The 22585-nt window shown below is 66.7% G+C and carries 22 protein-coding genes and 1 riboswitch; of the genes, 7 read left to right on the top strand and 15 right to left on the bottom strand.

The genetic code is table 11. The features are described 5' to 3' along the window. Positions 1-2: 2 nt before the first annotated feature. Positions 3-776, top strand: a complete 774-nt coding sequence (locus DKT70_RS08510; protein ID WP_111558729.1) for a MetQ/NlpA family ABC transporter substrate-binding protein — start codon at positions 3-5, stop codon at positions 774-776. Between the two features lie 36 nt (positions 777-812). On the opposite strand, the gene DKT70_RS08505 is transcribed toward DKT70_RS08510, so the two are convergent. The 7 genes from DKT70_RS08505 to chrA form a co-directional block, all read right to left on the bottom strand. Continuing rightward, positions 813-1781, bottom strand: coding sequence for a HesA/MoeB/ThiF family protein (locus DKT70_RS08505; RefSeq protein ID WP_233490488.1), 969 nt, complete (start codon positions 1779-1781; stop codon positions 813-815). Next, positions 1766-2356, bottom strand: a complete 591-nt coding sequence (locus DKT70_RS08500; RefSeq protein WP_111558727.1) for a thiamine phosphate synthase — start codon at positions 2354-2356, stop codon at positions 1766-1768. The genes DKT70_RS08505 and DKT70_RS08500 overlap by 16 nt, the downstream gene beginning before the upstream one ends. Then, positions 2353-3114: a thiazole synthase gene (locus tag DKT70_RS08495; protein ID WP_111558726.1), complete on the bottom strand. Its 762-nt coding sequence runs from the start codon at positions 3112-3114 to the stop codon at positions 2353-2355. The genes DKT70_RS08500 and DKT70_RS08495 overlap by 4 nt, the downstream gene beginning before the upstream one ends. Before the next feature lie 3 nt (positions 3115-3117). Next, the gene (gene thiS, locus DKT70_RS08490) at positions 3118-3315 is read right to left on the bottom strand and encodes a sulfur carrier protein ThiS (RefSeq protein ID WP_111558725.1); all 198 of its coding nucleotides are present in this window, start codon (positions 3313-3315) and stop codon (positions 3118-3120) included. Continuing rightward, positions 3305-4276 (bottom strand): FAD-dependent oxidoreductase, encoded by a 972-nt coding sequence (locus DKT70_RS08485; protein WP_111558724.1) that lies wholly within the window; start codon positions 4274-4276, stop codon positions 3305-3307. The genes thiS and DKT70_RS08485 overlap by 11 nt, the downstream gene beginning before the upstream one ends. Continuing rightward, on the bottom strand, positions 4269-5075 hold the full coding sequence (thiD, locus tag DKT70_RS08480) for a bifunctional hydroxymethylpyrimidine kinase/phosphomethylpyrimidine kinase (RefSeq protein WP_111558723.1): 807 nt from the start codon (positions 5073-5075) through the stop codon (positions 4269-4271). The genes DKT70_RS08485 and thiD overlap by 8 nt, the downstream gene beginning before the upstream one ends. Positions 5076-5140: 65 nt before the next feature. Beyond that, a riboswitch (TPP riboswitch) is annotated at positions 5141-5243 on the bottom strand. A 40-nt stretch (positions 5244-5283) separates the two neighbouring features. Beyond that, positions 5284-6576, bottom strand: a complete 1293-nt coding sequence (gene chrA / locus DKT70_RS08475) for a chromate efflux transporter (protein ID WP_111558818.1) — start codon at positions 6574-6576, stop codon at positions 5284-5286. 228 nt (positions 6577-6804) lie between these two features. Here chrA and DKT70_RS08470 point away from each other — a divergent pair, with 228 nt between their 5' ends. From DKT70_RS08470 to DKT70_RS08450, 5 genes are all read left to right on the top strand, one after another. After that, positions 6805-8736 (top strand): DEAD/DEAH box helicase, encoded by a 1932-nt coding sequence (locus DKT70_RS08470; RefSeq protein ID WP_111558722.1) that lies wholly within the window; start codon positions 6805-6807, stop codon positions 8734-8736. Between the two features lie 222 nt (positions 8737-8958). Further along, positions 8959-10062, top strand: a complete 1104-nt coding sequence (locus DKT70_RS08465) for an ABC transporter ATP-binding protein (protein WP_111558721.1) — start codon at positions 8959-8961, stop codon at positions 10060-10062. 113 nt (positions 10063-10175) lie between these two features. Continuing rightward, the gene (locus tag DKT70_RS08460; protein ID WP_233490487.1) at positions 10176-11252 is read left to right on the top strand and encodes an ABC transporter substrate-binding protein; all 1077 of its coding nucleotides are present in this window, start codon (positions 10176-10178) and stop codon (positions 11250-11252) included. Between the two features lie 54 nt (positions 11253-11306). Further along, positions 11307-12608 (top strand): ABC transporter permease, encoded by a 1302-nt coding sequence (locus DKT70_RS08455; protein ID WP_111558719.1) that lies wholly within the window; start codon positions 11307-11309, stop codon positions 12606-12608. Between the two features lie 5 nt (positions 12609-12613). Then, positions 12614-13567 (top strand): ABC transporter permease, encoded by a 954-nt coding sequence (locus DKT70_RS08450; RefSeq protein ID WP_111558718.1) that lies wholly within the window; start codon positions 12614-12616, stop codon positions 13565-13567. A gap of 15 nt (positions 13568-13582) precedes the next feature. Here the strand turns inward: DKT70_RS08450 and DKT70_RS08445 are convergent, their stop codons facing one another. The 7 genes from DKT70_RS08445 to DKT70_RS08415 all read right to left on the bottom strand — a co-directional run bounded on the left by DKT70_RS08445 (position 13583) and on the right by DKT70_RS08415 (position 19680). Beyond that, positions 13583-14527: an AEC family transporter gene (locus DKT70_RS08445; protein WP_111558717.1), complete on the bottom strand. Its 945-nt coding sequence runs from the start codon at positions 14525-14527 to the stop codon at positions 13583-13585. Then, the gene (locus tag DKT70_RS08440; RefSeq protein ID WP_111558716.1) at positions 14524-15354 is read right to left on the bottom strand and encodes an MBL fold metallo-hydrolase; all 831 of its coding nucleotides are present in this window, start codon (positions 15352-15354) and stop codon (positions 14524-14526) included. Before DKT70_RS08440 ends, DKT70_RS08445 begins: the two co-directional genes overlap by 4 nt. After that, positions 15351-16148: a TatD family hydrolase gene (locus DKT70_RS08435; RefSeq protein WP_111558715.1), complete on the bottom strand. Its 798-nt coding sequence runs from the start codon at positions 16146-16148 to the stop codon at positions 15351-15353. Before DKT70_RS08435 ends, DKT70_RS08440 begins: the two co-directional genes overlap by 4 nt. 3 nt (positions 16149-16151) lie before the next feature. After that, entirely contained in the window at positions 16152-17264 is a 1113-nt protein-coding gene (locus DKT70_RS08430; protein ID WP_111558714.1) for a DNA polymerase III subunit delta', read from the bottom strand. Further along, the gene (tmk, locus tag DKT70_RS08425; RefSeq protein ID WP_111558713.1) at positions 17261-17857 is read right to left on the bottom strand and encodes a dTMP kinase; all 597 of its coding nucleotides are present in this window, start codon (positions 17855-17857) and stop codon (positions 17261-17263) included. Before tmk ends, DKT70_RS08430 begins: the two co-directional genes overlap by 4 nt. Then, the gene (locus tag DKT70_RS08420; protein ID WP_111558712.1) at positions 17857-19002 is read right to left on the bottom strand and encodes a D-alanyl-D-alanine carboxypeptidase family protein; all 1146 of its coding nucleotides are present in this window, start codon (positions 19000-19002) and stop codon (positions 17857-17859) included. The genes tmk and DKT70_RS08420 overlap by 1 nt, the downstream gene beginning before the upstream one ends. 105 nt (positions 19003-19107) lie before the next feature. Further along, positions 19108-19680, bottom strand: coding sequence for a thymidine kinase (locus DKT70_RS08415; protein ID WP_111558711.1), 573 nt, complete (start codon positions 19678-19680; stop codon positions 19108-19110). A gap of 130 nt (positions 19681-19810) precedes the next feature. On the opposite strand from DKT70_RS08415, the gene DKT70_RS08410 reads away from it, so the two are divergent. Further along, positions 19811-21007, top strand: a complete 1197-nt coding sequence (locus DKT70_RS08410) for a multidrug effflux MFS transporter (protein ID WP_111558710.1) — start codon at positions 19811-19813, stop codon at positions 21005-21007. A gap of 78 nt (positions 21008-21085) precedes the next feature. Here the strand turns inward: DKT70_RS08410 and DKT70_RS08405 are convergent, their stop codons facing one another. After that, a complete protein-coding gene (locus DKT70_RS08405) occupies positions 21086-22450 on the bottom strand; it encodes a DEAD/DEAH box helicase (protein ID WP_111558709.1) in 1365 nt (454 codons plus the stop codon). Positions 22451-22585 lie beyond the last annotated feature (135 nt).

The raw sequence follows: 22585 nt of genomic DNA, 5'->3' as shown, positions 1-22585 counted from the left end.
TTATGTTGCGTCTGACCACATTCGTATCCGCCCTGGCCCTGAGCACCGCCGCCATGGCCGAGGACATCAAGGTTGGTGTCTCGCCCGGCGAACATGCCGAAATCATGGAAGAGGTCGCCAAGGTCGCCGAACCCATGGGCCTGAACATCGACGTGATCGAGTTTTCCGATTACGTCGTCCCGAACCAAGCCTTGGCCGATGGCGATCTGGAGGCCAACAGCTTCCAGCACCGCCCCTATCTGGAAAACCAGATGAAGGATCGCGGCTTCGCGCTGGTCGAGGTGGGCACCACCATCACCACGCCCATGGGCATCTATTCCGACCAGCTGAAATCGGTCGACGATCTGGAGGACGGCGCACAGGTCGCCATCCCGAACGACCCGACCAATGGCGGCCGCGCGCTGCTGCTGCTGCAGGATCTGGGCGTCATTACCCTGGCCGAAGGCACGGGCCTGGTCCCCAGCCCGCTGGACATCCAGGACAACCCCAAGAACCTGAACTTCCTGGAACTGGACGCCGCCCAGCTGCCCCGCGCGCTGGCCGATGCCGATATCGCCATCATCAACACGAACTATGCTCTGGCCTCGGGCCTGTCGCCGCGCAATGACAGCATCGCGATGGAAAAGGCCGACAGCCCCTATGTGAACATCATCGTGGTTCAAGAGGGCCGCCAGGACGAGCCGTGGGTCAAGACCCTGGTCGAGGCTTATCAGAGCGATGAGATTAAGACATTCATCGACGACAAGTACGAAGGTGCTGTCCTCACCTCCTGGTGAGGCAGGCTGGGCCGTCCCGATGGGGCGGCCCTTTTCCTATGCGTCCGGCAGTGCCAGCAGCGCGATCTCTCCGTCCCAATGGCGGCGCAGGGTCTGGCCCGCATGATGCGCCCGCAGGCCGGTCCGGCAGGCCAGCACCACGCGGCAGCCCGCGGGCGGGGTCAGCTGGGCGATGTCGTCCGGGGGAACGTGGCGGGCATCGGCGCGGAATGGCGGTGCCTCGGATCGCAGGTCGATCAGCAGGTCGGCTGCGGTGATCTGCGTTTGTCCGATGAAGGGCAGGGGCCGCGCAGGTTCGGGCGCGCCATCAAAGCGGAAGCCGCCCATTCGCCAGGTCGCGGCATCTAGGCTGACCAGCCGCCCAAGCGGCCGATCAGAGAGGTCCAGCAGCACCCCCATCGCCATCTGTGCCTGCAGCGCGCCGATCATGCCCACCACCGGCCCCATCACCCCATTGGTGGCACAGGTGCCGCCGCCCGTCGGCAGGTCAGGAAAGATCGCCCGCAGGCTGGGCGCCGATCCGCAGCATCCCGCGACATAGCCCGACATCGCCAGCGCAGACGCGGCGATCAGCGGCACGCGCGCTGTTCTGCAGGCATCCGACAGGGTCAGGGCCACCGCAAAGCTGTCGGCGCAATCCAGGACCAGGTCGGCCTGCGCGGTCAGATCGCGCGCATTGGCGGGGTCCAGCCAGTCGGTCCGCGCTTCGATGCGGATCTCGGGGTTCATCGCGGCCATGATCCGGGCGGCAACCGTGGCCTTGGGCTGGCCGATGGCATCCATGGGATAGATCGGCTGGCGGTGCAGGTTCGTTTCCTCGATCCGGTCGCCATCCACCAAGGTGATCCGCCCGACACCGGCCCCGGCCAGATATTGCAGCGCGGGCACGCCCAGGCCCCCCGCACCGACGATCAGCACATGCGCCTGCGACAGCCGGTCCTGCCCCGCAGCCCCGATCCGGGGCAGGATCATCTGGCGGGCATAGCGGCTCATATCGCCAGCCATTCGCGGATCCGTGCCTCGGGGTCGGCATTCAGCGTGATGTCGGTCACGGCAGAAACGACGTCGGCGCCCGCGTCAAAGGCCCCCTTGGCGCGTTCGACGGTGAAGCCGCCAATGGCGACCAGGGGAATGGGGCCGATCAGGCGCTTCCATTCGGTGACCCGCGCCAAGCCCTGCGGTCCCCATGCCATCTGCTTCAAAATGGTCGGATAGACCGGCCCAAGCGCGATATAATTGGGCGCGCAGGCCAGCGCGCGATCCAGTTCGGCATGATCATGGGTGGAGAGCCCCAACCGCAGCCCCGCGCGCCGGATGGCGGGCAGGTCGGCATCCGCCAGATCCTCCTGCCCCAGATGCAGCCACTCGGCGCCTTGGTCGATGGCGATCTGCCAGTGGTCGTTCACGACCAGCGCAGCCCCGTGCCGCCGGGACAGCATCAGCGCGCGGCGGATCTGGTCGCGCAGCTGATCGACCGGCCGGTCCTTGATACGCAGTTGCACCAGCCGGACCCCAAGCGGCAGGGCGCGGTCCAGCCAGGCCGCATCGTCGAAGATGGGATAAAATTTTGGCAGCATCACAACCACGCCTTTCCGATCAGCGGGGTCGAGGGCACGCCCATGTCGCGCACCCCCATCGGATCGGCGCCCGCCGCCATGGCCCCTGCCTGCACGGCCAGCCCAAAGGCCCGTGCCATGGCGACCGGATCGCCCGCCTGCGCCACGGCGCTGTTCAACAACACGGCGTCGAACCCCATTTCCAGCGCATCGGCGGCATGGCTGGGCAGACCCAGACCGGCGTCGATGACCATGGGAATGTCGGGAAAGGCCGCGCGCAGGCTGCGCAGCCCGTGGCGGTTGTTCAGCCCCATGCCCGATCCGATGGGCGCACCCCAGGGCATCAGCACGCGACATCCCGCATCGACCAGGCGGCGGGCCAGCACCTGATCCTCGGTCGTGTAGGGGAAGACGTCGAAACCATCTGCGGCCAGCGTCTCGGCGGCCTCCAGCAGGCCGAAGGGGTCGGGCTGCAGCGTGTCGGCATGGCCGATCACTTCCAGCTTGATCCAATTGGTCTGGAAGATTTCGCGCGCCATGCGGGCGGTGGTGATCGCCTCTCGGGCGTTGTAACAGCCGGCGGTGTTGGGCAGGATCCGGACCCCAAGGTCGCGCACCATCTGCCCGAAGGCCTGCCCCTGACCGCTTTCGCGCCGCAGCGACACCGTCGCCACGCTGGCCCCGGATGCCGCGAAAGCCTGCTGCATCACCTGCGGTGAAGGGTATTGCGCCGTCCCCAGCATCAGCGGGCTGTCCAGCGTCACGCCATAGAAATCACGCATGGCTCATCCTCCCTGCATGGGGGCCAGAACCTCCAGCCGGTCGCCGTCCTGCAGAGGCTGCGTGGCGCGGGCGGCGGCGGGCAGGAAATCGCCGTTCAGGGCGGTGGCGACGCGGGCATCGGCCCAGCCCAGTTCGGCCAGCGCATCGGCGACGGTGGCGGCGGCGATGTCGTGGGGGGTGCCGTTCAGTTCAATCTTCATGGATCAGCTCTCCTCGGGTGCCACGGGTCAGGTAATCGGCGGCCTGTCGCGCCAGGGCGGGGGCCATCAGATAGCCGTGGCGGAACAGGCCGTTCAGGTGCAGCACGCGCCCGCGCACCGTCACCCGCGGAATGTTGTCAGGAAAGGCGGGCCGCAGGTCGGTGCCGGTTTCCAGGACCGTGCTCTCGGCAAAGCGCGCATCCAGCGCATAGGCCGCCGACAGCAGCTCCAGCAGGGCGCGGGCGGTGATGGGGCGGCGCGCCTCGGTCTCGATCTGGGTCGCGCCCAGCATGACGATGCCATCGCCGCGCGGCACGACATAAAGCGGGTGGCGCGGATGCAGCAGCCGGACGGGGCGCGACAGGGTGATGTCGGGGGCGTGAAGAACGACCATCTCGCCCCGGACGCCGCGCAGGTCGGGCAGGGCGGCGGCCATGCCGCGTGCGTCGATCACCGGACCTGTCACATCCTGCGGCTGCGCCTGGTCGGTTTCGATGGTGATGTCCCGGTTGTGCAGGGCCGTAACCAGATCGGTCAGCGCCTGCCGGGGTTTCAGATGCGCCTCGGACGGGACATGCAGGGCGTGGCGGTGGTCGGCCAGATCGGGCTCCAGCGCCGCCAGCGCAGCCCCGTCCAGCATCCGGTGCCCCGGTGCGAGGCGGGCAAAGCGCGACAGCTCGGCCCGGTCGCGGTCCAGCGCCAGGACCAGCGTGCCGCGGCGCGTGACGGTGGTGACCTGCGCCCAGTCATCGGCCGCCTGCCCACCAAGACGGGCGATCAGCGGATCGGCGGTGACGCCTTCGCAGATGGGCGCCAGCATGCCGCCCGCCCACCAGGAACAGCCATGCGGGCCCGGCGCGCCGTTCCGGTCGATGATGCGGGGGTGCCAGCCCTGCTGCGACAGGTGCCACGCCGCAAACAGCCCTGCCACGCCCGCGCCGATGATGGTGATGTCACGCATGGGGCCAGACCGCGTGAAAGTGATGCACCGGCCCATGGCCCTGTCCGACCGTCAGGCTGTCCGCCGCCGCGATGGCCCCCTGCAGATAGCAGTGCGCCGCAGCGACGGCGTCCTGTAAAGGCCACCCCTTGGCCAGTTCCGCCGCAATGGCCGCCGACAGGGTGCAGCCGGTGCCATGCGTGTTGCGGGTGGCATGGCGGGGGGCCGAGAGCCAGCGTGGGCCATCATCGGGCGTCATCAGCAGGTCATGGCATTGCGGCCCTTGCCCATGTCCGCCCTTCAACAGCACGGCCTGCGCGCCCATCTGCATCAGCGCCAACGCCTGGCCGTGCATCTGGTCGCGGGACCGGGCCGGGGGCGTGCCCGTCAGGCGGGCGGCTTCGGGCAGGTTCGGGGTCAGCAGGGTGGCGCGGGGCAGCAGGAGGGCGCGCAACCCGTCGATGGCATCGTCGGCCAGCAGCGCGTCGCCTGATTTCGCCACCATCACCGGGTCCAGCACGATGGGCAGGTCGCGCCCCGCCAGCCCCTCGGCCACGGCGCGGATGGCGGGGCCGTCGCCGAGCATCCCCAGCTTGACCGCGCGGATGTCGAGATCGTCGAAGACGGTCGCGATCTGCGCCGCGATCATGGCGGGGCCTGCGGGCTGGACGCGGGCCACGGTGCGGGTGTTCTGGGCGGTCAGGGCGGTGATGACGCTGGCCCCATAGACGCCAAGCGCGGAAAATGTCTTGAGGTCGGCCTGGATGCCGGCGCCTCCGCCGGAATCGGAACCGGCGATGGTCAGGGCGATGGCGGTCACGTTGCGCTCCTTGTGCGGTCGGGGACAGGACGGCGCAAGGGGGAACAAAGGACGGGACTGGCCCCGCGATCATCTGCACCGTTCCCTCCGCCGGTATGACCCGGATCAGGTTCGATGGGTTGGCTGACGCCTCTCAGCCCCTGTGACGGGACACCCCAACGGTTTGCAGGCAAAGGCTAGCGGGATGCGGAAAGGCCCGCAAGGGGGATCAGGTCAATCCCGCCATCTGCAGCGCGATCCCCGCCAAAGCCGCCCCACCCAACAGGATGGCCATGCCCGGCCGCAGCCACAGCGCAACGACCAGCGTCGCCGCGCACAGCAGCGCCGCCACCGGGTCCAGCGAGACCATGACCGGCAGCCGCAGATGGATCGGGCCTGCGTCCCATGCGACGGTCTGCTGCCAGATCAGGTGGATGGCGAACCAGACGGCCAGATTCAGGATGACGCCCACGACGGCGGCGGTGACGGCGCGCAGGGCGGCCGACAGGCGGGCGCTGCGGCGCAAACCCTCCATGAAGGGGGCGCCGATGAAGATGAAGGCGAAGCAGGGCGCGAAGGTGACCCAGGTCGCCAGCAGCCCGGCCAGCATGGCGGCCAGCAGCGGATGGGCATGGTCCGCGCCATAGGCCGCCATGAACCCCACGAACTGCAGCACCATGATTAGAGGTCCGGGCGTGGTTTCGGCCATGCCCAGACCGTCCAGCATTTGGGTGGGCTGCAGCCAGCCGTAATGGCCCACGGCCTCTTGGCCGACCCAGGCCAGAACGGCATAGGCACCCCCGAAGGACAGTACGGCCAGCCGCGAAAAGAAGGTGGCGATATCGGCAAAGACGCTGCCCGGCGCCAGCAGCACCAGCGCCAGGACCGGGACCAGCCACAACACCAGCGCCCAGAAGGCCGCGCGGCGGGCGGCGCGCGCGTCCTGAACAGGCAGGGCGGTGCCGGTGCCGTCCGGGGTCGGGGTTCCCCCCATCATCGCGCCGGTCAGGGCGGCCAGCGCGATGACCAGCGGAAAGGGCGCGTCCAGCGCGAAGAGCGCCACGAAGGCCGCCCCCGCGATGATGCGCAACGCCCATCCCTTCAGCGCCCGCCCGGCAAGCCGGATAACCGCCTGCACCACGATCGCCAGCACCGCCGCCTTCAGCCCGAAGAAAATCCCCGCCACGATGCCCACATCGCCAAGCGTGACATAGACCACGCTGAGCGCCATGATCGCCACCACCCCCGGCAGGATGAACAGCACCCCCGCGATCAGTGCGCCGCGCACGCCATGCATCAGCCAGCCGATATAGGTGGCCAGCTGCTGCGCCTCGGGGCCGGGTAGCAGCATGCAGAAATTCAGCGCGTGCAGGAAACGATCCTCGTCGATCCAGCGGCGTTCCTCGACCAGGATGCGGTGCATGACGGCGATCTGGCCGGCGGGCCCGCCAAAGCTGAGCGCGGCGATCCGCGCCCATGTTCTGATGGCATCCTTGATCGGGGGATGTGCTGTCCGGGTCATCTGGAAACCTGTGATCGGGGTCGCGCGCATCAGGGCTGCCGGCAGGGGCCAAGTCAAGGAAAAGGCGGACAGGAAATCAGTTCAGATCTTCGGTGGACTTTACGGCGCGCCTGCACTAGGAACCCATCTTTGGCTCCGCATGTCCGGGGCGGCGGGTGCAGGGTGGGCCGGTCGCAGCGACGGGGTGCCGCTCATCGGGTGAACGACACCCCCCATTTGGCGAATCAAATGACCGAATTGAACTTCCCCGCACCGCTTCAGGCGGCGCTGGCTTCCAAGGGCTATGAAAGCCTGACCTCCGTGCAATCCGCCGTTCTGGCCGACGAAGCCCAGGGCCGCGACCTGCTGGTTTCGGCGCAGACCGGATCGGGCAAGACCGTGGCCTTCGGCCTGGCTATCGGCGCCGACCTGCTGCTGGACGGACAGCGGCTGGACGGTGATCGTCCGCTGGCCCTGGCCATCGCGCCCACCCGCGAACTGGCCCTGCAGGTGGCGCGCGAACTGGAATGGCTCTATGCCGGAACGGGCGCGCGGATCGCGACCTGCGTCGGCGGCATGGATTACCGCACGGAACGCCGCAACCTGCAGCAGGGCGCCCAGATCGTCGTCGGCACGCCGGGCCGCCTGCGCGATCATATCGACCGGGGCAGCCTAGACCTGGCATCGCTGCGCGCCGCCGTCTTGGACGAGGCCGACGAGATGCTGGACCTGGGTTTCCGCGACGACCTGGAATACATTCTGGCCGCCGCGCCCGCGGAACGCCGCACGCTGATGTTCTCGGCCACGGTGCCGCCCGCCATCGAAAAGCTGGCCCGCGATTTCCAGCGTGACGCCCTGCGCATCGCCGCCATGGGCGAGGCCCGTCAGCACGGCGACATCGCCTATCGCGCCTACAGCGTCACGCCGCGCGACCGCGAACCGGCCATCTTCAACCTGCTGCGCATGCACGAGGCCCAGACCTCGATCGTGTTCTGCAAGACCCGCGCCAACGTGAACCACCTGCTGGCGCGCATGTCGAACCGCGGCTTCAAATGCGTTGCCCTGTCGGGCGAGCTGAGCCAGCAGGAACGCACCCACGCCCTGCAGGCGCTGCGCGACGGACGCGCCCGCGTCTGCATCGCGACCGACGTGGCCGCACGCGGCATCGACTTGCCGGGGCTGGAACTGGTGATCCACGCCGATCTGCCGACCAACCCCGAAACCCTGCTGCACCGTTCGGGCCGCACGGGTCGTGCCGGGTCCAAGGGCGTTTCGGCGCTGATCGTGCCGTCGTCGGATTACAAGCGCGCGCAGCGCCTGATGCAGAACGCCAAGGTCGTGGCCGAATGGGCCAAGGCGCCTTCCGCGGACGAGGTGCGCGAACGCGACGACCAGCGCATGCTGGAGCACGAAGCACTGCGCGACGCGCCGGGCGAAGACGCGCCCCTGGCCGCCCAGCTGCTGGAGAAGTTCGGCGCCGAACAGGTGGCCGTCGCCTTCCTGCGCATGTGGCGCGAGGGCCGTCCCGCCGCCGAGGAGCTGATGGAGACGCAGGCCCCGCCCGCACCCATGGCGCCGCGTGCGCCGCGCGAATTCGGGCCTTCGGTCTGGTTCACCCTGTCGGTCGGCCATTCGGGCCGCGCCGAGGCGCGCTGGCTGCTGCCCAAGATCTGCGATGCGGGCGGGATCACCCGTGACGGCATCGGCGCGATCCGCGTCAAGCAGGACCTGAGCTATGTCCAGATCGCCCAGGAGGTCGCCGACCGCTTTGGCGATTTCATGGAGATCACCCCCGAGGTGTCCATGCGTCGCATGGACGGCGCGCCCGACCTGGACGCCCCGATCGAACGGGCGCCCCGCGCGCTTCGTTACGATGGCCCGCGCGAAGATCGCCCTTCCCGCGCCAAGCCCGCGCCGCGCCGCAAGGATGACGGGTCCCACCAGGATCGCGTCAAGGCGGCCAAGGGCGGCTGGATTCCCGACGACGCCGGATTGGCCGATCCGCGCACCGAAGGCCCCAAGCCCGCGGTGAAGGCGTGGAAAAAGAAATCATCGGCCGATGGCGCGGGTCCGCGCAAGCCCGGTGGTCCGGCAAAACCCGCATGGGCTGCCAAGGGCAAGCCGCGCTTTGAAAAGTCGGCCGGCAAGCCGCACCGCAAGGGTGGCAAGCGCCCCGACTGACCAATTGTCCCCTGCCTGATTCCTTGGCGCCGTGCCCCCTCGAAGGGCAGCGCCGGCCCGGGCGGGATCACAGCAAGAATTCGACGAGCCCCAGGCCTGATTGGCCTGTCGGGCGCGTTTTCATGTCGGCATGTAGGCATACAATTCAGTTGCAAGAATGGCGGATGCCCGCTTAACCTGCATCAGCGCTGAACAAGAAACCGACAACAGGGAGAGCGCCTTTTGCTGGACGACCGACACGGCGAGGCTTTCGTCGCATTTGAGCATGTGCAAAAAAGCTATGACGGACAGGTGCTTGTCGTCAAAGACCTGAACCTCTCCATCGCCAAGGGTGAATTCGTGACGATGTTGGGGCCGTCCGGTTCCGGCAAGACCACCTGCCTGATGATGCTGGCGGGCTTCGAAACCGCCACGCATGGCGAGATCCGCCTGGATGGCAGGCCGATCAACCAGGTGCCGCCCCACAAGCGCGGCATCGGGATGGTGTTTCAGAACTATGCGCTGTTTCCCCACATGACCGTGGGCGAAAACCTGTCCTTTCCTCTGGAAGTGCGCGGCATGGCGCGCAGCGAACGCGAAACCCGCGTCAAGCGGGCCCTGGACATGGTCCAGATGGGCAAGTTCATCAACCGCAGGCCCGCCCAGCTGTCGGGCGGCCAGCAACAGCGGATCGCGCTGGCCCGGGCGCTGGTCTTCGATCCCCAGCTGGTCCTGATGGACGAACCGCTTGGCGCGCTGGACAAGCAGCTGCGCGAACATATGCAGTTCGAGATCAAGCATCTGCACGAACAGCTGGGCATCACAGTGGTCTATGTCACCCATGATCAGGGCGAGGCGCTGACCATGTCGGACCGCGTCGCCGTCTTCAACGACGGGCGCATCCAGCAGCTGGCGGCGCCGGCAGACCTGTATGAACGACCGCAGAACAGCTTTGTGGCCGGGTTTATCGGCGAAAACAATGCATTGCCCGGCACGATCGAAAAGCTGGACGGCGAAAAGGCCTTGGTGCGTCTGGACGATGGCGGCCTGATCGACGCGACCGCCGTCAACATCCGCGAAAAGGGTCAGCGGACCACGGTCTCGATCCGGCCCGAACGGGTCGAGTTCAAGCCCGAGATGATGCCCTCCGGCGCCCATACCATCGAGGCGCAGGTGATCGAGGTGGTCTATATGGGCGACATCCTGCGGGCCCGGCTGCGGGTGGCGGGATCGGACAATTTCGTCATGAAGATGCGCAACACCATCGGCCAGACACATCTGCATGCCGGACAGGCCGTGCGCATCGGCTGGCACCCCGAGGATGCCCGCGCCCTGGACCCCGTCTGAGGCGCAGCCAACCCCGGAACCTGCGGCCCGGCGGTATCCGCCCGGCTGCCAGTCCCGCAAGGGACACAAGAAACGGGCAGAAAGCCCGGCATGAATCCACAAGGGAGCTTACCGTGAAAACTACGCTTATCATGTCCACCGCGCTGGCCGGCATCGCATTCGGTGCCACCGCCCAGGAGGTGAACGTCGTATCCTGGGGCGGTGCCTACGAGACCAGCCAGGTCGAGGCCTATAACAAGCCCTTCGCCGAAGAATCCGGCATTAAGGTCAACATGATCGCCGCCGACAACCCGGCAACGCCCCTGCGCGCGCAGGTCGAGGCAGGCAACGTGACCGGCGACGTCTTCGACGTCGAGGTCTCTGATGCCATTCGCCTGTGCGACGAAGGCGCGCTGATGGAGATCGACCCAGCCGACCTGCCCGCAGCACCCGACGGCACCCCCGCCGCCGATGATTTCGTCGATGGCGCGCTGCTGGATTGCGCCGTGGCGAACATCGTCTGGGGCACGGTGATTTCCTATAACACCACCAAGTTCACCGACAACCCGCCCACGACCGCCGCCGATTTCTTCGATACCGAGACCTTCCCCGGCAAGCGTGGCCTGCCCAAGAACCCCAAGCGCACGCTGTACCTGGCGCTGATCGCCGATGGCGTGCCCGCCGCAGAGGTCTATGACGTCCTGGGCACCGATGAGGGCGTCCAGCGCGCCTTCGACAAGCTGGACACCATCAAGGACGAGGTCGTCTGGTGGGAAGCCGGCGCCCAGCCCGTGCAGCTGCTGGCCGATGGCGAGGTCAGCATGACCACCGCCTATAACGGCCGCATCTTCGACGCGATGGTCGGCGAAAATCAGCCCTTCGAGGTGATCTGGGACGGCCAGTACATGGACCTGGACATGTTCGTTATTCCGGTCGACGCGCCGAACCCCGAAAACGCCATGGAATACCTGAAATTCGCCACCGACACGCAGCGGCTGGCCGATCAGGCGCAATATATCAGCTATGGCCCGGCACGGAAATCATCGGCCGCGCTGGTCGGGATGTACAAGGACGGCAAGACCGAGATGGCGCCCCACATGCCCACCGCGCCCGAAAACCTTGAAAGCGCCGTGCTGGACGATCCCGAGTTCTGGGCCGACCACGCCGCCGAACTGAGCGAGCGTTTCAACAGCTGGCTCGCCTCCTCCTGATGCCAATGCCGTCACCCCGCATCTGGGGTGACGGATCCGAATATCGGGGACGACATGGCGAATACCGCACTTGATCCGCATGCTGCGATCACGACCACCGCATCGGGTGTCGTGGCGCAGCCCTTGACCACCGCAGACGGCAAGCCGCTGGTCCGGGCCCTGGCCCGCAGCCAGTCCCGCGCCCGCCGCAAGGCATTTCTTCTGGTCCTGCCGCTGCTGGCCTTCATCCTGATCACCTTCGTGGTGCCGATCGGCCAGATGCTGCAGCGATCCTTTCATAATGACGGGTTTTCCGCGAACATGCCGAACGTCTCGGCCTGGTTCGCCCAGACCGAGCGTGGGACCCAGCCCGACGATGCCGCATGGCAGGCGCTGGCGACCGACCTTCAGGCATCGGCCGAGGCGCGCAATATCGGCGTCGTCGGCACGCGTGTGAATTATGACATGCCGGGGACGCGGTCGCTGTTCACATCGACAGGACGCAAGGTCCGCGACGGGATCGAGCCGCCTTACCGCGATGCCCTGCTGGCCATCGACGAGGAATGGGGCGACCCGCAGTTGTGGGCGACCATGCGCGAGGTGTCCTCGCCCTATACCGCGAATTTCTATCTGGCATCCGTGGACCGCACCCGCGACGTGAACGGAGACATCCAGCAAGTCGACGAAAACCAGCGCGTCTATGTGATGCTGTTCTGGCGGACCTTCTGGCTGTCGGGGCTGATCACGCTGCTGACCTTCGTGCTGGGCTTTCCCATCGCACATCTGCTGGCCACCTTGCCGATGCGGAAATCGAACCTGCTGATGATCCTGGTGCTGCTGCCCTTCTGGACCTCGCTTCTGGTGCGCACGACCAGCTGGATGGTGCTGTTGCAGCAGCAGGGGGTCGTGAATGACATCTTGGTCTGGATGGGGGTGATCGGCGGCAGCCAACGTCTGCAGATGATCTATAACCAGACGGGCACGATCATCGCCATGACGCATATCCTGCTGCCCTTCATGATCCTGCCGCTCTATTCCGTGATGCGGACGATCAACCCGTCCTATGTCCGGGCCGCGCGCAGCCTTGGCGCGACCAGCTGGACGGCCTTCCGCCGCATCTATTTCCCGCAGACGCTGCCGGGGCTTGGGGCAGGGGCGATGTTGGTCTTCATCCTTGCGGTCGGATATTACATCACGCCCGCCTTGGTCGGCGGATCGTCGGGACAGCTGATTTCCAACATGATCGCGCAGCACATGACCTCGACCCTGAACTGGTCGATGGCCGCCGCCCTTGCCGCCCTGCTGCTGGGTGCGGTTCTTGTCCTCTACTGGCTCTATGACCGGTTGGTGGGCGTCGACAACCTGAAGCTGGGGTAACCGATATGGCCGTACCATCCTATGCAACCCCGCTGGAGCGTGTCTGGCATTACGCCTATCTGGCGATCTGCGTGGCGATCTTCTTCTTCCTGATCGCCCCGATCATCGTCATCATGCCCCTGTCCTTCAACGCCGAGCCCTATTTCACCTTCACCGAGAAGATGCTGTCCTTCGACCCCGAGGGCTACAGCACCCGCTGGTACGAAAGCCTGCTGACCTTCGGGATGCAGGCGCCCGACGCGCCCCGCGACATGTCGTGGTGGGCGGATGCCTGGGCGAATGCGAAATGGGTCAAGGCGGCGAAGAACTCGATCATCATCGGCGTCTCCTCGACCATCGTTGCCACATCGCTTGGCACGCTGGCCGCCCTTGGCCTGTCGCGCCCCGAGATGCCCTTCCGCCGGACGATCATGGCGATCCTGATCTCGCCCATGATCGTGCCGCTGATCATCACGGCGACGGGGATGTTCTTCTTCTATTCGAACCCCTGCGAGCTGCTGACGATCTTTGGGCTGACCCCGCAATGCGGCAAGCTGGCGGGCAGCTATCTGGGGGTGATCCTGGCCCATGCCACGCTTGGCATTCCCTTCGTCATCATCACCGTGACGGCGACGCTGGTGGGCTTCGACCAGTCGCTGAACCGCGCGGCGGCATCTTTGGGGGCGAACCCGCGGGTGACCTTCTTCCGGGTCACCATGCCGCTGATCCTGCCGGGCGTGATCTCGGGGGCGCTGTTCGCCTTCGTCACCTCGTTCGACGAGGTCGTGGCCGTGCTGTTCATCGCAGGCCCCGAACAGCAGACCATCCCGCGCCAGATGTGGAACGGGATCCGCGAACAGATCAGCCCGGCGATCCTGGCGGTGGCGACGCTGCTGGTGATCTTCTCGATCGCGCTGCTGACGACGGTGGAACTGCTGCGCCGTCGGTCCGAACGCATCCGCGGGCTGTCCCCGCAATGAGTTGTCGGCTGGCGGTCAGGGAAGGATCGCCAGCCACATCCAGATGCTGAGCGTCGAAATGGCGGTCGCGACCAGGACGGTCGACGCTGCCACGCGCTTGGCGGCGCCATAGATGTTGGCGAACAGATAGGCGTTGATCCCCGGTGCCATGGCCGATGTCAGCACCGCCGACCGCATCCCCGCCACGTCCAGTTCGAACAGATGCGCCATGCCAAAGGTGATGGCCGGATGCAGGATCAGCGAACAGGCGCAGCACATCGCGATGGTCGCCATGTCGCCTTCCGGGCGATACCGGTAAAGAACGCCGCCCAACCCGAACAGCGCAGCCGGCAACGCGGCCCGTCCGATCATGTCCACCCCGTCCCAGAACCCCGTTGGCAAAACCAGCCCCGCCTGCATCAGCAGGTTCGTGGCCAGCCCCAGCAGGATGCCGATGACCAGCGAGGTCCGCAGCACCCCCGACAGCGCCCTGAGTGCGACGCGGCCCACCGACAGATCGCTGCCGCGCGCACGGGTGAATTCCATCACCGTGATGCCGAAGGTATAGAGCAGCGGCGAATGCATCGCGATGATCGCCCAGTTTCCGGCCAGTGCATCGGGGCCATAGGCGCGTTCCGTGATCGGCACCCCCAGCAGCAGCGTGTTGGAAAACAGGCAGACAAAGCCGATCACCACGCAATCCATGGGCGGGCGATGGAAGATGAACCGCGCCCCCGCCCATCCCGCAAGGAAGCTGCAGAAGGCGCCCGCATAGAAGGGGATCAGCAGATGGACGCGAAACTCGGTTCCCAGATCCAGCCGCGCCATCGAGGCGAAAAGCAGCGTCGGCACGGCAAAGTTCTGGGCGAAGGACATCAGCCCATCCACGGCCTCGGGGCGGAACCAGCCGCGCCATGACACCAGATAGCCGAAGCCCACGATCAGGAAGACCGGCAGGATGATGGTGAAAAGCGCGCTCATGCCGCGGGGGGCAGGTCGGGGGTGTCGGCGGTGGTGGTGATCGTCATCCCATCAAAGGCGGGGATCACATGGTCGGGGGTTTCAAGCGCGACCGTGTCATGGTCGATGTCGATATGCATGTTGGTCAGGACGGCATGCGGGCTGCGCGCCATCACGATCCAGTCCAGCGCCTGCTGAAGATGGGCGTGGCTGGGATGGGGTTCGTATCGCAGGGCATCGATGACGAAGATGGGCGCGTCCTCGATCAGGTGCCAGGCGGCCTGCGGGATGTCCGACACGTCGGGCAGATAGACCAGACCACCAATGCGGAAGCCAAGGGCGGTGATTTCGCCGTGCTGGACGCGGAAGGGGATCATCTCGATCACGCCACCGGGGCCGTCGACGGCGATGCGGCCCGCGATCGGGTTCAGCTGGCAGATGGGGGGATAAAAGCTGCCCTCGGGCGTTTCGAAGACATAGCCAAAGCGCGTCAGCAGCGCCTCGGCGGTGGGTTCGTCGGCCCAGACGGGCAGCATGCGGCGGGCGTTGAAGACCAGCTGGCGCAGGTCGTCGATGCCGTGGACATGATCGGCATGGGCATGGGTATAGACGACCCCGTCCAGCGTGCCGACCCCCGCATCCAGTAGCTGCGGCACCAAGTCGGGTCCGGTGTCGATCAGGACCTGCGTGGTGCCGTCCGGCCCGTCGCGTTCCACCAGCAGCGAACAGCGGCGGCGGCGGTTCTTAGGGTTCTGCGGATCGCAGGCCCCCCACCGACCGCCAAGGCGCGGCACGCCGCCTGACGACCCGCAACCCAAGATCGTTGCGCGGATCGTCGGGCGGATCATCGTGCAGCCTTCCAGAACAGGCGGTCGAAATTCGCGGTCGTCTGCGCGGCGAAATCGGCGTAATCCATGCCGAACACCTCGGCCCCCACCTGGGCGGTCTTCGCGACATAGGCCGGTTCGTTCCGGCGGCCGCGATGGGGTTTCGGGGCCAGATAGGGGCTGTCGGTTTCCACCAGGATGCGGTCGATGGGGGCCGCGGCAAAGATGTCGCGCAGGTCCTGCGACCGCGGGAAGGTCGCGATCCCCGACATCGACAGGTAGAAGCCCAGGTCCAGCGCCGCACGGCCCAGCTCGGCGCTGCTGCTGAAGCAATGCATGACGCAGCTGAATGCGCCCGCCTTGTGTTCGCGCGTCAGGATGCGGGCCATGTCGTCATCGGCGTCGCGGGAATGGATGATCAGGGGCAGGCGGGTCTGGCGCGCGGCCTCGATATGGATCAGCAGGCTTTCCCGCTGGGCGGCGGCGCTTTCGGCGGTGTAGTGGTAATCCAGTCCGGTTTCACCGATGCCCACGAATTTCGGGTGTTGCGCCAGGGCGACCAGGTCGTCGACCTGTGCCATGGGTTCGTCGGCCACGCTCATCGGGTGGGTGCCGGCGGCGTAGAAGACGCCGTCATGCGCCTCGGCCAGGGCGCGGACCTGCGGTTCCAGGCGCAGGCGGGTGCAGATGGTGACCATGCGCGAGACGCCAGCCGCCTCTGCTCGGGAAATCAAGTCGTCATGTTCGCCGTCGAAATCGGGGAAATCCAGATGGCAATGACTGTCCACGATCGGCGGAGGGGCCGCGTCTTGCATAGGTCATCCTTTGTCTGTCGGGGCGGATTGCGCAGGCGGCAATTGCGCCAGTTCCAGAACCATATCCATCACCAGCGCCGCAGGGTCAAGGTTGACCGCCCGACCGCTGCGGGCGCGGGCCGACAGGCGGGCCTGCGCCTCTGCCCATGTGCGGGCGGCCAGATCGTCGGGCGACAGGCGGGCCATCAGCGCGCCTTCGCCCTTGGCGGCCTGCGGCAGGGGCGCCCCCATCAGGCCCGCCCGCGCCAGCCTGACCAGAAAGCGGTCCAGAAGGGTGATGGTCAGATCGAAGGGGTCCCCATCGGCCCCGGCCCGCCCCGCCGCGCCATCGGCGAATTTCGCCGCCGCCAGCCGGTCCATGCGCGGCAGGGTGGCAAAGAGGTCCACCAGATCCTGATAGCGTTCCAGCCCGCCCTGACCGGCCAGCCGCAGCGCCTCGCCCACCGATCCGTCGGACAGCGCGGCCAGCGCTTCGGCGTCTTCGTCGATACCCTGGTCGGCCAGGATGCCGCCCATCTGCGCGGGCTTCATCGGCATCAGGCGCAGCGTGCGGCAGCGCGACCGGATGGTGGGCAGCAGACGGGCTGGCTGATGCGCGATCAGCAGGATCAGCGCGTCCTTGGGCGGCTCTTCCAGCACCTTCAGCAGGGCATTGGCGGCGGGAATATTCATGTCGTCGGCCGCGTCAATGATCGCGATGCGGCGTCCGCCCTCGGCCGATGAGAGGTGATAGAAGGACAGCAGCTTGCGGATTTCATCGACGGTGATCTCGGCGCGAAGGCGGCCGGTCTTGTCGTCCCATGGGCGGCGGATCAGTTGCAGGCGCGGTTCGGACAGCGCGCTGACGCGGCGCGCCTCGGGGGTGTCGGGATCGATGCGCATGTCGGGGGACTGCGCGCCCGACAACAGCCAGCGCGCGATGGCCCAGGCCAGGGTGGCCTTGCCGACGCCGCGCGGGCCGGTCAGCATCCAGGCATGGTGCAGGCGGTCGCTGCGCGCGGCCTGAACGAATTCCGCGATGGCGTGATCCTGGCCGACAAGGCGCTGCGTATGGCGCGGATGCGGCGCACCGGGAACGCGGTCCGGTTCGGGGATATCGTCCGGATCTGTCTTCACAGCGCCGCCATCACGCGGTCGGCGACCTGGTCAGGGCTGCCGCTGCCGTCGATCAAGCGCACGCGGTCGGGGTATTCGGCGGCCAAGGCGCGAAATCCAGCGGCCAGCCGTTCCTGGAACCCCAGCCCCAGGCTCTCGAAGCGGTCTTCCGCGCCGCCGCGGGCCACGCCACGGGCAAGCCCGGTCTCGGGGGCGATGTCGATGACGAAGGTCCGGTCAGGCTCGGTGCCGATCATCATGTCGTGCAGCCGGTCGACCATCGGCCGCAGATCGCCCCGCGCCGCGCCCTGATAGACGCGGGTGCTGTCGGCGAAACGGTCGGTGACGACCACCTGACCGGCGGCCAGGGCGGGCCGGATGCTGCGTTCCAGATGGTCGCGGCGGGCCGCGGTAAACAGCAGGCATTCGGTTTCCGGCGACCAGCGTTCGCCCGCGCCTTCGACCAGCAGGCGACGGATCTCCTCGGCGCCGGGACTGCCGCCGGGTTCGCGCGTCAACAGGACATTGCGTCCCTGCGCGCGCAGGTTATCGGCCAGAAGCCGGGCCTGCGTGGACTTGCCGCAACCGTCGATGCCTTCGAAGCTGATCAGCATCAGCTGTCGACGGCGCTGATGGCGCGTTGACCCAGCTGCATCACGGCGCCCTTCATGCGGCCCAGAAAGCCCGCCTCGGGAACGTCCTCGGTCGCGACCAGCGGGGTGACGGTGTCGCGCGTGCCGGGGATGGTGACGACCAGCTGGCCGACCTGCTGGCCCTTGGTGATGGGGGCGGGAAGGGGGCTGTCATAGACCACCTCGACCTTGACCTGATCCTGGGCACCGGCGGGGACCAGCACGTTGACGCCTTTTTCGGTTGTCAGGCCGACGCTGCCCCTGGTGCCCAGCCAGACCGGAGCATCGACGACGGTTTCGCCCGCCGGAACAAGGCTTTGCATGGTGAACTGTCGAAACGCCCAGTTGACGATGCGTTCCGATTCCTCGGCACGGTCGCGTTCGGTCTCAAGACCGCTGATGACAAAGATCACGCGGCGACCGTCTTGGACGGCCGATCCGACCAGACCATAGCCGGCCTCTTGCGTATGGCCCGTCTTCAGGCCGTCCGCCCCGATGTTCAGCTTCAGCAGCGGGTTGCGGTTGTAGCGGTTCGAGGGGGCACGATCCTCGTACTGAAACTCGGTCAGGCCGAAGAATTTGTAATATTCGGGGAATTTCTCGATCAGCAGGCGGGCGACCGTGCCCAGGTCATGCGTCGTCATACGATGTTCGGGAGCGGGCCAGCCGTTCGAGTTCTTGAAGGTCGAATTTTCCAGCCCGATCTGCTTGCCGCGTTCGGTCATCTGGCGGGCAAAGGCATCCTCGGTCCCGGCCAGACCTTCGGCGACGACCACGCAGGCATCGTTGCCCGACAAGACGATGATGCCCTTGATCAGCTGCTCGACGGTCGGGCGGTCCAGTTCGTTCAGGAACATGGTCGACCCGCCCATCGCCCGCGCGCGGCTGCTGACGGGCAGCTGCGTGTCCATCTGCACGCGCCCTTCGTCCAGTGCCTCGAACAGCATGTAAAGCGTCATCAGCTTGGACATCGAGGCAGGGGGGATCGGCTTGTCGGCGTCCTTTTCCATCAGCACCGTGCCGGTCTGGACGTCATAGACCCATGCCGAGGTGGCATTGGTGTCGAAGGCCTGCGCGGGTGCGGCCAGCGCGATCAGGGCTGCAACCTTAAGAAGAAAAGCGCGCATGTTAAGTCCTCTGCCTGTTTGGGCCGATGGTTACATCATGGTCCCTCGACCCGCAACGCGCGCCGCCCGCGATGGGAAAAAATTGATCTGACCCTGGGCAGTCCGTCAGCGACCCACGGCCTGCCGCCAATGCCTGCGGCAGAGCGAGACATAGGTCTCGTTTCCGCCCACCTGCACCTGCTGGCCTTCGGTGATCGCGCGTCCTTCACCGTCGCGGCGGATGACCATGGTGGCCTTCTTGCCGCAATGGCAGATGGTGCGCACCTCGCGCATGTCGTCGGCAAGGGCCAGAAGGGCTGCCGATCCGGGAAACAGCTCGCCCTGGAAATCGACGCGCAGGCCATAGCACATGACGGGCACGCCCAGGTCGTCGGCCACGCGCGCCAGCTGCCAGACCTGATCGCGGGTCAGGAACTGGGCCTCGTCGATGAAGACGCAGGCGATGCCGGGGATCAGGTCGGACGCCACGGCGAACAGATCCGTCGTCTCGTCAAAGACCTGCGCCTCGTCGGCGATGCCGATGCGGCTGGCGATGCGCGCGGTGCCCGCACGGCTGTCCAGCGCCGCCGTCAGCAACAGCGTCTGCATCCCGCGTTCGCGGTAATTGTAGGACGCCTGCAGCAACATCGTGCTTTTGCCCGCGTTCATGGTGGAGTAGTTGAAATACAGCTTGGCCATGCACCCAGCCCATAGCGCCGTCCCGTGCGGCCATCAAGGTTGCGCGATCATGGCCCGCGTGGCAGAACGCGCAAGGCCGGTCCCGTCCGGCCCTATTCCTTCGACAGTCACTCCTGAAAGGTCAGCCAAGATGCGTGATCCGCTGTTCCGCATGGCCCTGGTGCTGGGCCTTCTGTCAGCCGTCGGTCCCTTTGCCATCGACATGTATTTGCCCGCGCTGCCCGAAGTGGCTCGCGATCTGGACACCTCCGAGGCCGGGGCCGCGCTGACGCTGACGGCCTATTTCCTGGTCTTCGGGCTGGCGCAGATGATCTATGGCCCGATGGCCGACGCGTTGGGCCGCAAGCGTCCCCTGATGATCGGCGTCGGGATCTTCAGCGTCGCCACCATCGCCGCATCGCTGGCCCCGACCCTGGGTTGGCTGATCGCCGCGCGGGCGGTGCAGGGGCTGGGGGCCGCGGCCCTGATGGCCGTGCCCCGCGCGGTGATCCGCGACATGGCGACCGGGCCTACGGCGGCGCGGATGATGGCGGCGATCATGATCGTAATCTCGATCTCGCCCATGCTGGCGCCGCTAACCGGATCGCTGGTCCTGGCCTGGGGCGGCTGGCGCGAGATTTTTGCCGTGCTGGCCGTGGCGGCCATCGCCAGCTTTGGCCTGATCGTCTTCGTTTTGCCCGAGACGCTGCCAGTCGATCGCCGTCAGCCCGTGCGCATCGGCGTCATGTGGGCGGGCGCGAAACGGCTGCTGATGGATCGCCGCTTCATGGGGCTGACCATGATCGGCGGCTTTGGCATGGCCAGCTTCTTCGTGTTCCTGTCCAGTGCCAGCTTCGTCTATACCCGCCAATACGGCCTCAGCCCGACGGGCTTTTCGCTGGCCTTCGCGGCCAATGCGGTGGGCTTCTTCAGCGCCTCGCAATTCGCCGGACGCCTGGCCGAACGCTATGGGATGGAGCGGGTGATCTCGATCGCCATCACCGGCTTTGCGGGCATGGCCGCGCTGACGGTCCTGGTCGTCTGGTCGGGATTTGATGCCCTGCCGGTGGTGATGGCGGGGCTGTTCCTGTCCTATGCCTTCCTGGGGCTGGTGATGCCGACGGCCATGGTCATGTCGCTGGACCCCCATCCCGATATCGCGGGGTTGGCCTCGTCCATCGGCGGGACGTTCCAGATGCTGACGGGCGGGCTGATGATCGCCCTGACGGGTCCGTTCATGAACAACACAGCATCGACCATGGTGCCGGCCATCGCCCTTTGCGCGGCGCTGGCATGGGCGACGGCGGCCTTGTCGTTGCCGCGCCTGAGGCTGTGTCCGGCAGCCTGACAGGCACCCGATCGCTGCAATAAGAAAGGGCCGCAGGATGTTGATCCTGCGGCCTTTTCCTTTTGGTCTTGAGGCGCTTCAGGCCTGACGGCTTTTCGGCGCGCGCGACGGGCGGCGTGCCGGACGCTTGTTGCCGCCATTGTCGGGGCCACCGAACTTGCGGCCGCGCTGAAGGCTGCCTGCGGGGGGCGCCCCGAAGGGAACTTCTCCGCCGATGACGGGGATCGCGTTCTTCATCGCCTTTTCGATGGCGCGCAGCTCGCCGACCTCGGCCGGGGCGCAGAAGGCCACGGCGCGACCGTCGCGACCGGCACGCGCGGTGCGGCCGATGCGGTGGACATAGTTTTCCGGCACGTTCGGCAGGTCATAGTTATAGACATGCGCGACCTCGGGGATGTCCAGGCCGCGGGCTGCCACGTCGGTGGCGACCAAAACCTTGATCTCTCCCTTGCGGAAGGCCTCCAGCGCGCGTTCACGCTGGCCTTGGCTTTTGTTGCCGTGGATCGCGGCGACGGCAAAGCCCCACTTCTCCAACAGCTTGGACAGCTTTTCGCAGCCATGCTTGGTGCGACCGAAGACCATCGACAATTCGCCGGTGTGCTTGGACATGTATTCGGCCAGAAGCGTCGCCTTGTCGCCCTGACCGACGAAATGGACGCCCTGTTCGATCTGCTTGGCGGCCTGACCCGGAGGGTTCACGGCGACCTTGACCGGGTTCGTCAGGTAGGTGTCCGACAGTTCCGACATCAGCTTGGGCATCGTGGCCGAGAACATCAGCGTCTGGCGTTCGCGGGGCAGCATCCGCGCGATCTTGCGCAGAGTGTGGATGAAGCCGATGTCCAGCATCTGGTCGGCCTCGTCCAGCACCAGATAGGTGGTGGCTTCTAGGCTGATGGCGCGACGCTCGATCAGGTCCATCAGGCGGCCGGGCGTGGCGATCAGCACGTCGACGCCGCGCGACAGGCGCTCGGTCTGGACGTTGATCGAGGCACCGCCAACGACGCGGAACGACCGGATCGGCGTGCCTTCGGCATAGGCGTCGATGTTCGTGGCGATCTGGGTGGCCAGTTCGCGGGTCGGCGCCAGGATCAGTGCGCGGCAGGTGCGCGGTTCGGGCTTCTTGCCGTATTTGATCAGGCGGGTCAGCATCGGCAGGCCGAAGGCTGCCGTCTTGCCGGTGCCGGTCTGCGCCAGGCCCAGGACGTCACGGCCTTCGACGATGGCGGGGATGCCCTGTTCCTGGATCGGGGTGGGCGATTTCAGGCCCATCGCGTCGATGTTCGAATTGATGCGATGGTCGATGCCCATATCCGCAAAGGGACCGGTGGCCAGCGGATCGCGTGCCGGGGCGCGGCGGCCTTCATTGGCCATGGCTTGGGGCGAAAGGCGCGGGGCCGACTTGCCGCCACGGTTGGGGCGGCGACGGGTGGTGGTCTGTTCCATCAAAAGACTTTCGTGCCCAGCATCCCTCGTATCGGACGCAAAGGCATGGGCCACGCAACCTATGGCGCGGCGTATTGCAGGGGTGCAGGCGAGATACGAGGGTGCCTGCATGCCTCCCCGCGTGAATGGGAAACT

It is taken from the genome of Paracoccus sediminilitoris, assembly GCF_003259195.1.
Taxonomy (GTDB): domain Bacteria; phylum Pseudomonadota; class Alphaproteobacteria; order Rhodobacterales; family Rhodobacteraceae; genus Paracoccus; species Paracoccus sediminilitoris.
Note: the sequence above shows the minus strand (reverse complement) of the source record. Positions and strands in the feature narration are given on the sequence as shown.

Excerpts from the sequence above, each read along its gene's own strand:
- DKT70_RS08510 (WP_111558729.1), top strand. The coding sequence starts at position 3 with ATGTTGCGTCTGACCACATTCGTATCCGCCCTGGCCCTGAGCACCGCC.
- DKT70_RS08505 (WP_233490488.1), bottom strand. The coding sequence starts at position 1,781 with ATGGCTGGCGATATGAGCCGCTATGCCCGCCAGATGATCCTGCCCCGG.
- DKT70_RS08495 (WP_111558726.1), bottom strand. The coding sequence starts at position 3,114 with ATGCGTGATTTCTATGGCGTGACGCTGGACAGCCCGCTGATGCTGGGG.
- thiS (WP_111558725.1), bottom strand. The coding sequence starts at position 3,315 with ATGAAGATTGAACTGAACGGCACCCCCCACGACATCGCCGCCGCCACC.
- DKT70_RS08485 (WP_111558724.1), bottom strand. The coding sequence starts at position 4,276 with ATGCGTGACATCACCATCATCGGCGCGGGCGTGGCAGGGCTGTTTGCG.
- chrA (WP_111558818.1), bottom strand. The coding sequence starts at position 6,576 with ATGACCCGGACAGCACATCCCCCGATCAAGGATGCCATCAGAACATGG.
- DKT70_RS08470 (WP_111558722.1), top strand. The coding sequence starts at position 6,805 with ATGACCGAATTGAACTTCCCCGCACCGCTTCAGGCGGCGCTGGCTTCC.
- DKT70_RS08455 (WP_111558719.1), top strand. The coding sequence starts at position 11,307 with ATGGCGAATACCGCACTTGATCCGCATGCTGCGATCACGACCACCGCA.
- DKT70_RS08450 (WP_111558718.1), top strand. The coding sequence starts at position 12,614 with ATGGCCGTACCATCCTATGCAACCCCGCTGGAGCGTGTCTGGCATTAC.
- DKT70_RS08445 (WP_111558717.1), bottom strand. The coding sequence starts at position 14,527 with ATGAGCGCGCTTTTCACCATCATCCTGCCGGTCTTCCTGATCGTGGGC.
- DKT70_RS08440 (WP_111558716.1), bottom strand. The coding sequence starts at position 15,354 with ATGATCCGCCCGACGATCCGCGCAACGATCTTGGGTTGCGGGTCGTCA.
- DKT70_RS08435 (WP_111558715.1), bottom strand. The coding sequence starts at position 16,148 with ATGCAAGACGCGGCCCCTCCGCCGATCGTGGACAGTCATTGCCATCTG.
- tmk (WP_111558713.1), bottom strand. The coding sequence starts at position 17,857 with ATGCTGATCAGCTTCGAAGGCATCGACGGTTGCGGCAAGTCCACGCAG.
- DKT70_RS08420 (WP_111558712.1), bottom strand. The coding sequence starts at position 19,002 with ATGCGCGCTTTTCTTCTTAAGGTTGCAGCCCTGATCGCGCTGGCCGCA.
- DKT70_RS08415 (WP_111558711.1), bottom strand. The coding sequence starts at position 19,680 with ATGGCCAAGCTGTATTTCAACTACTCCACCATGAACGCGGGCAAAAGC.
- DKT70_RS08410 (WP_111558710.1), top strand. The coding sequence starts at position 19,811 with ATGCGTGATCCGCTGTTCCGCATGGCCCTGGTGCTGGGCCTTCTGTCA.
- DKT70_RS08405 (WP_111558709.1), bottom strand. The coding sequence starts at position 22,450 with ATGGAACAGACCACCACCCGTCGCCGCCCCAACCGTGGCGGCAAGTCG.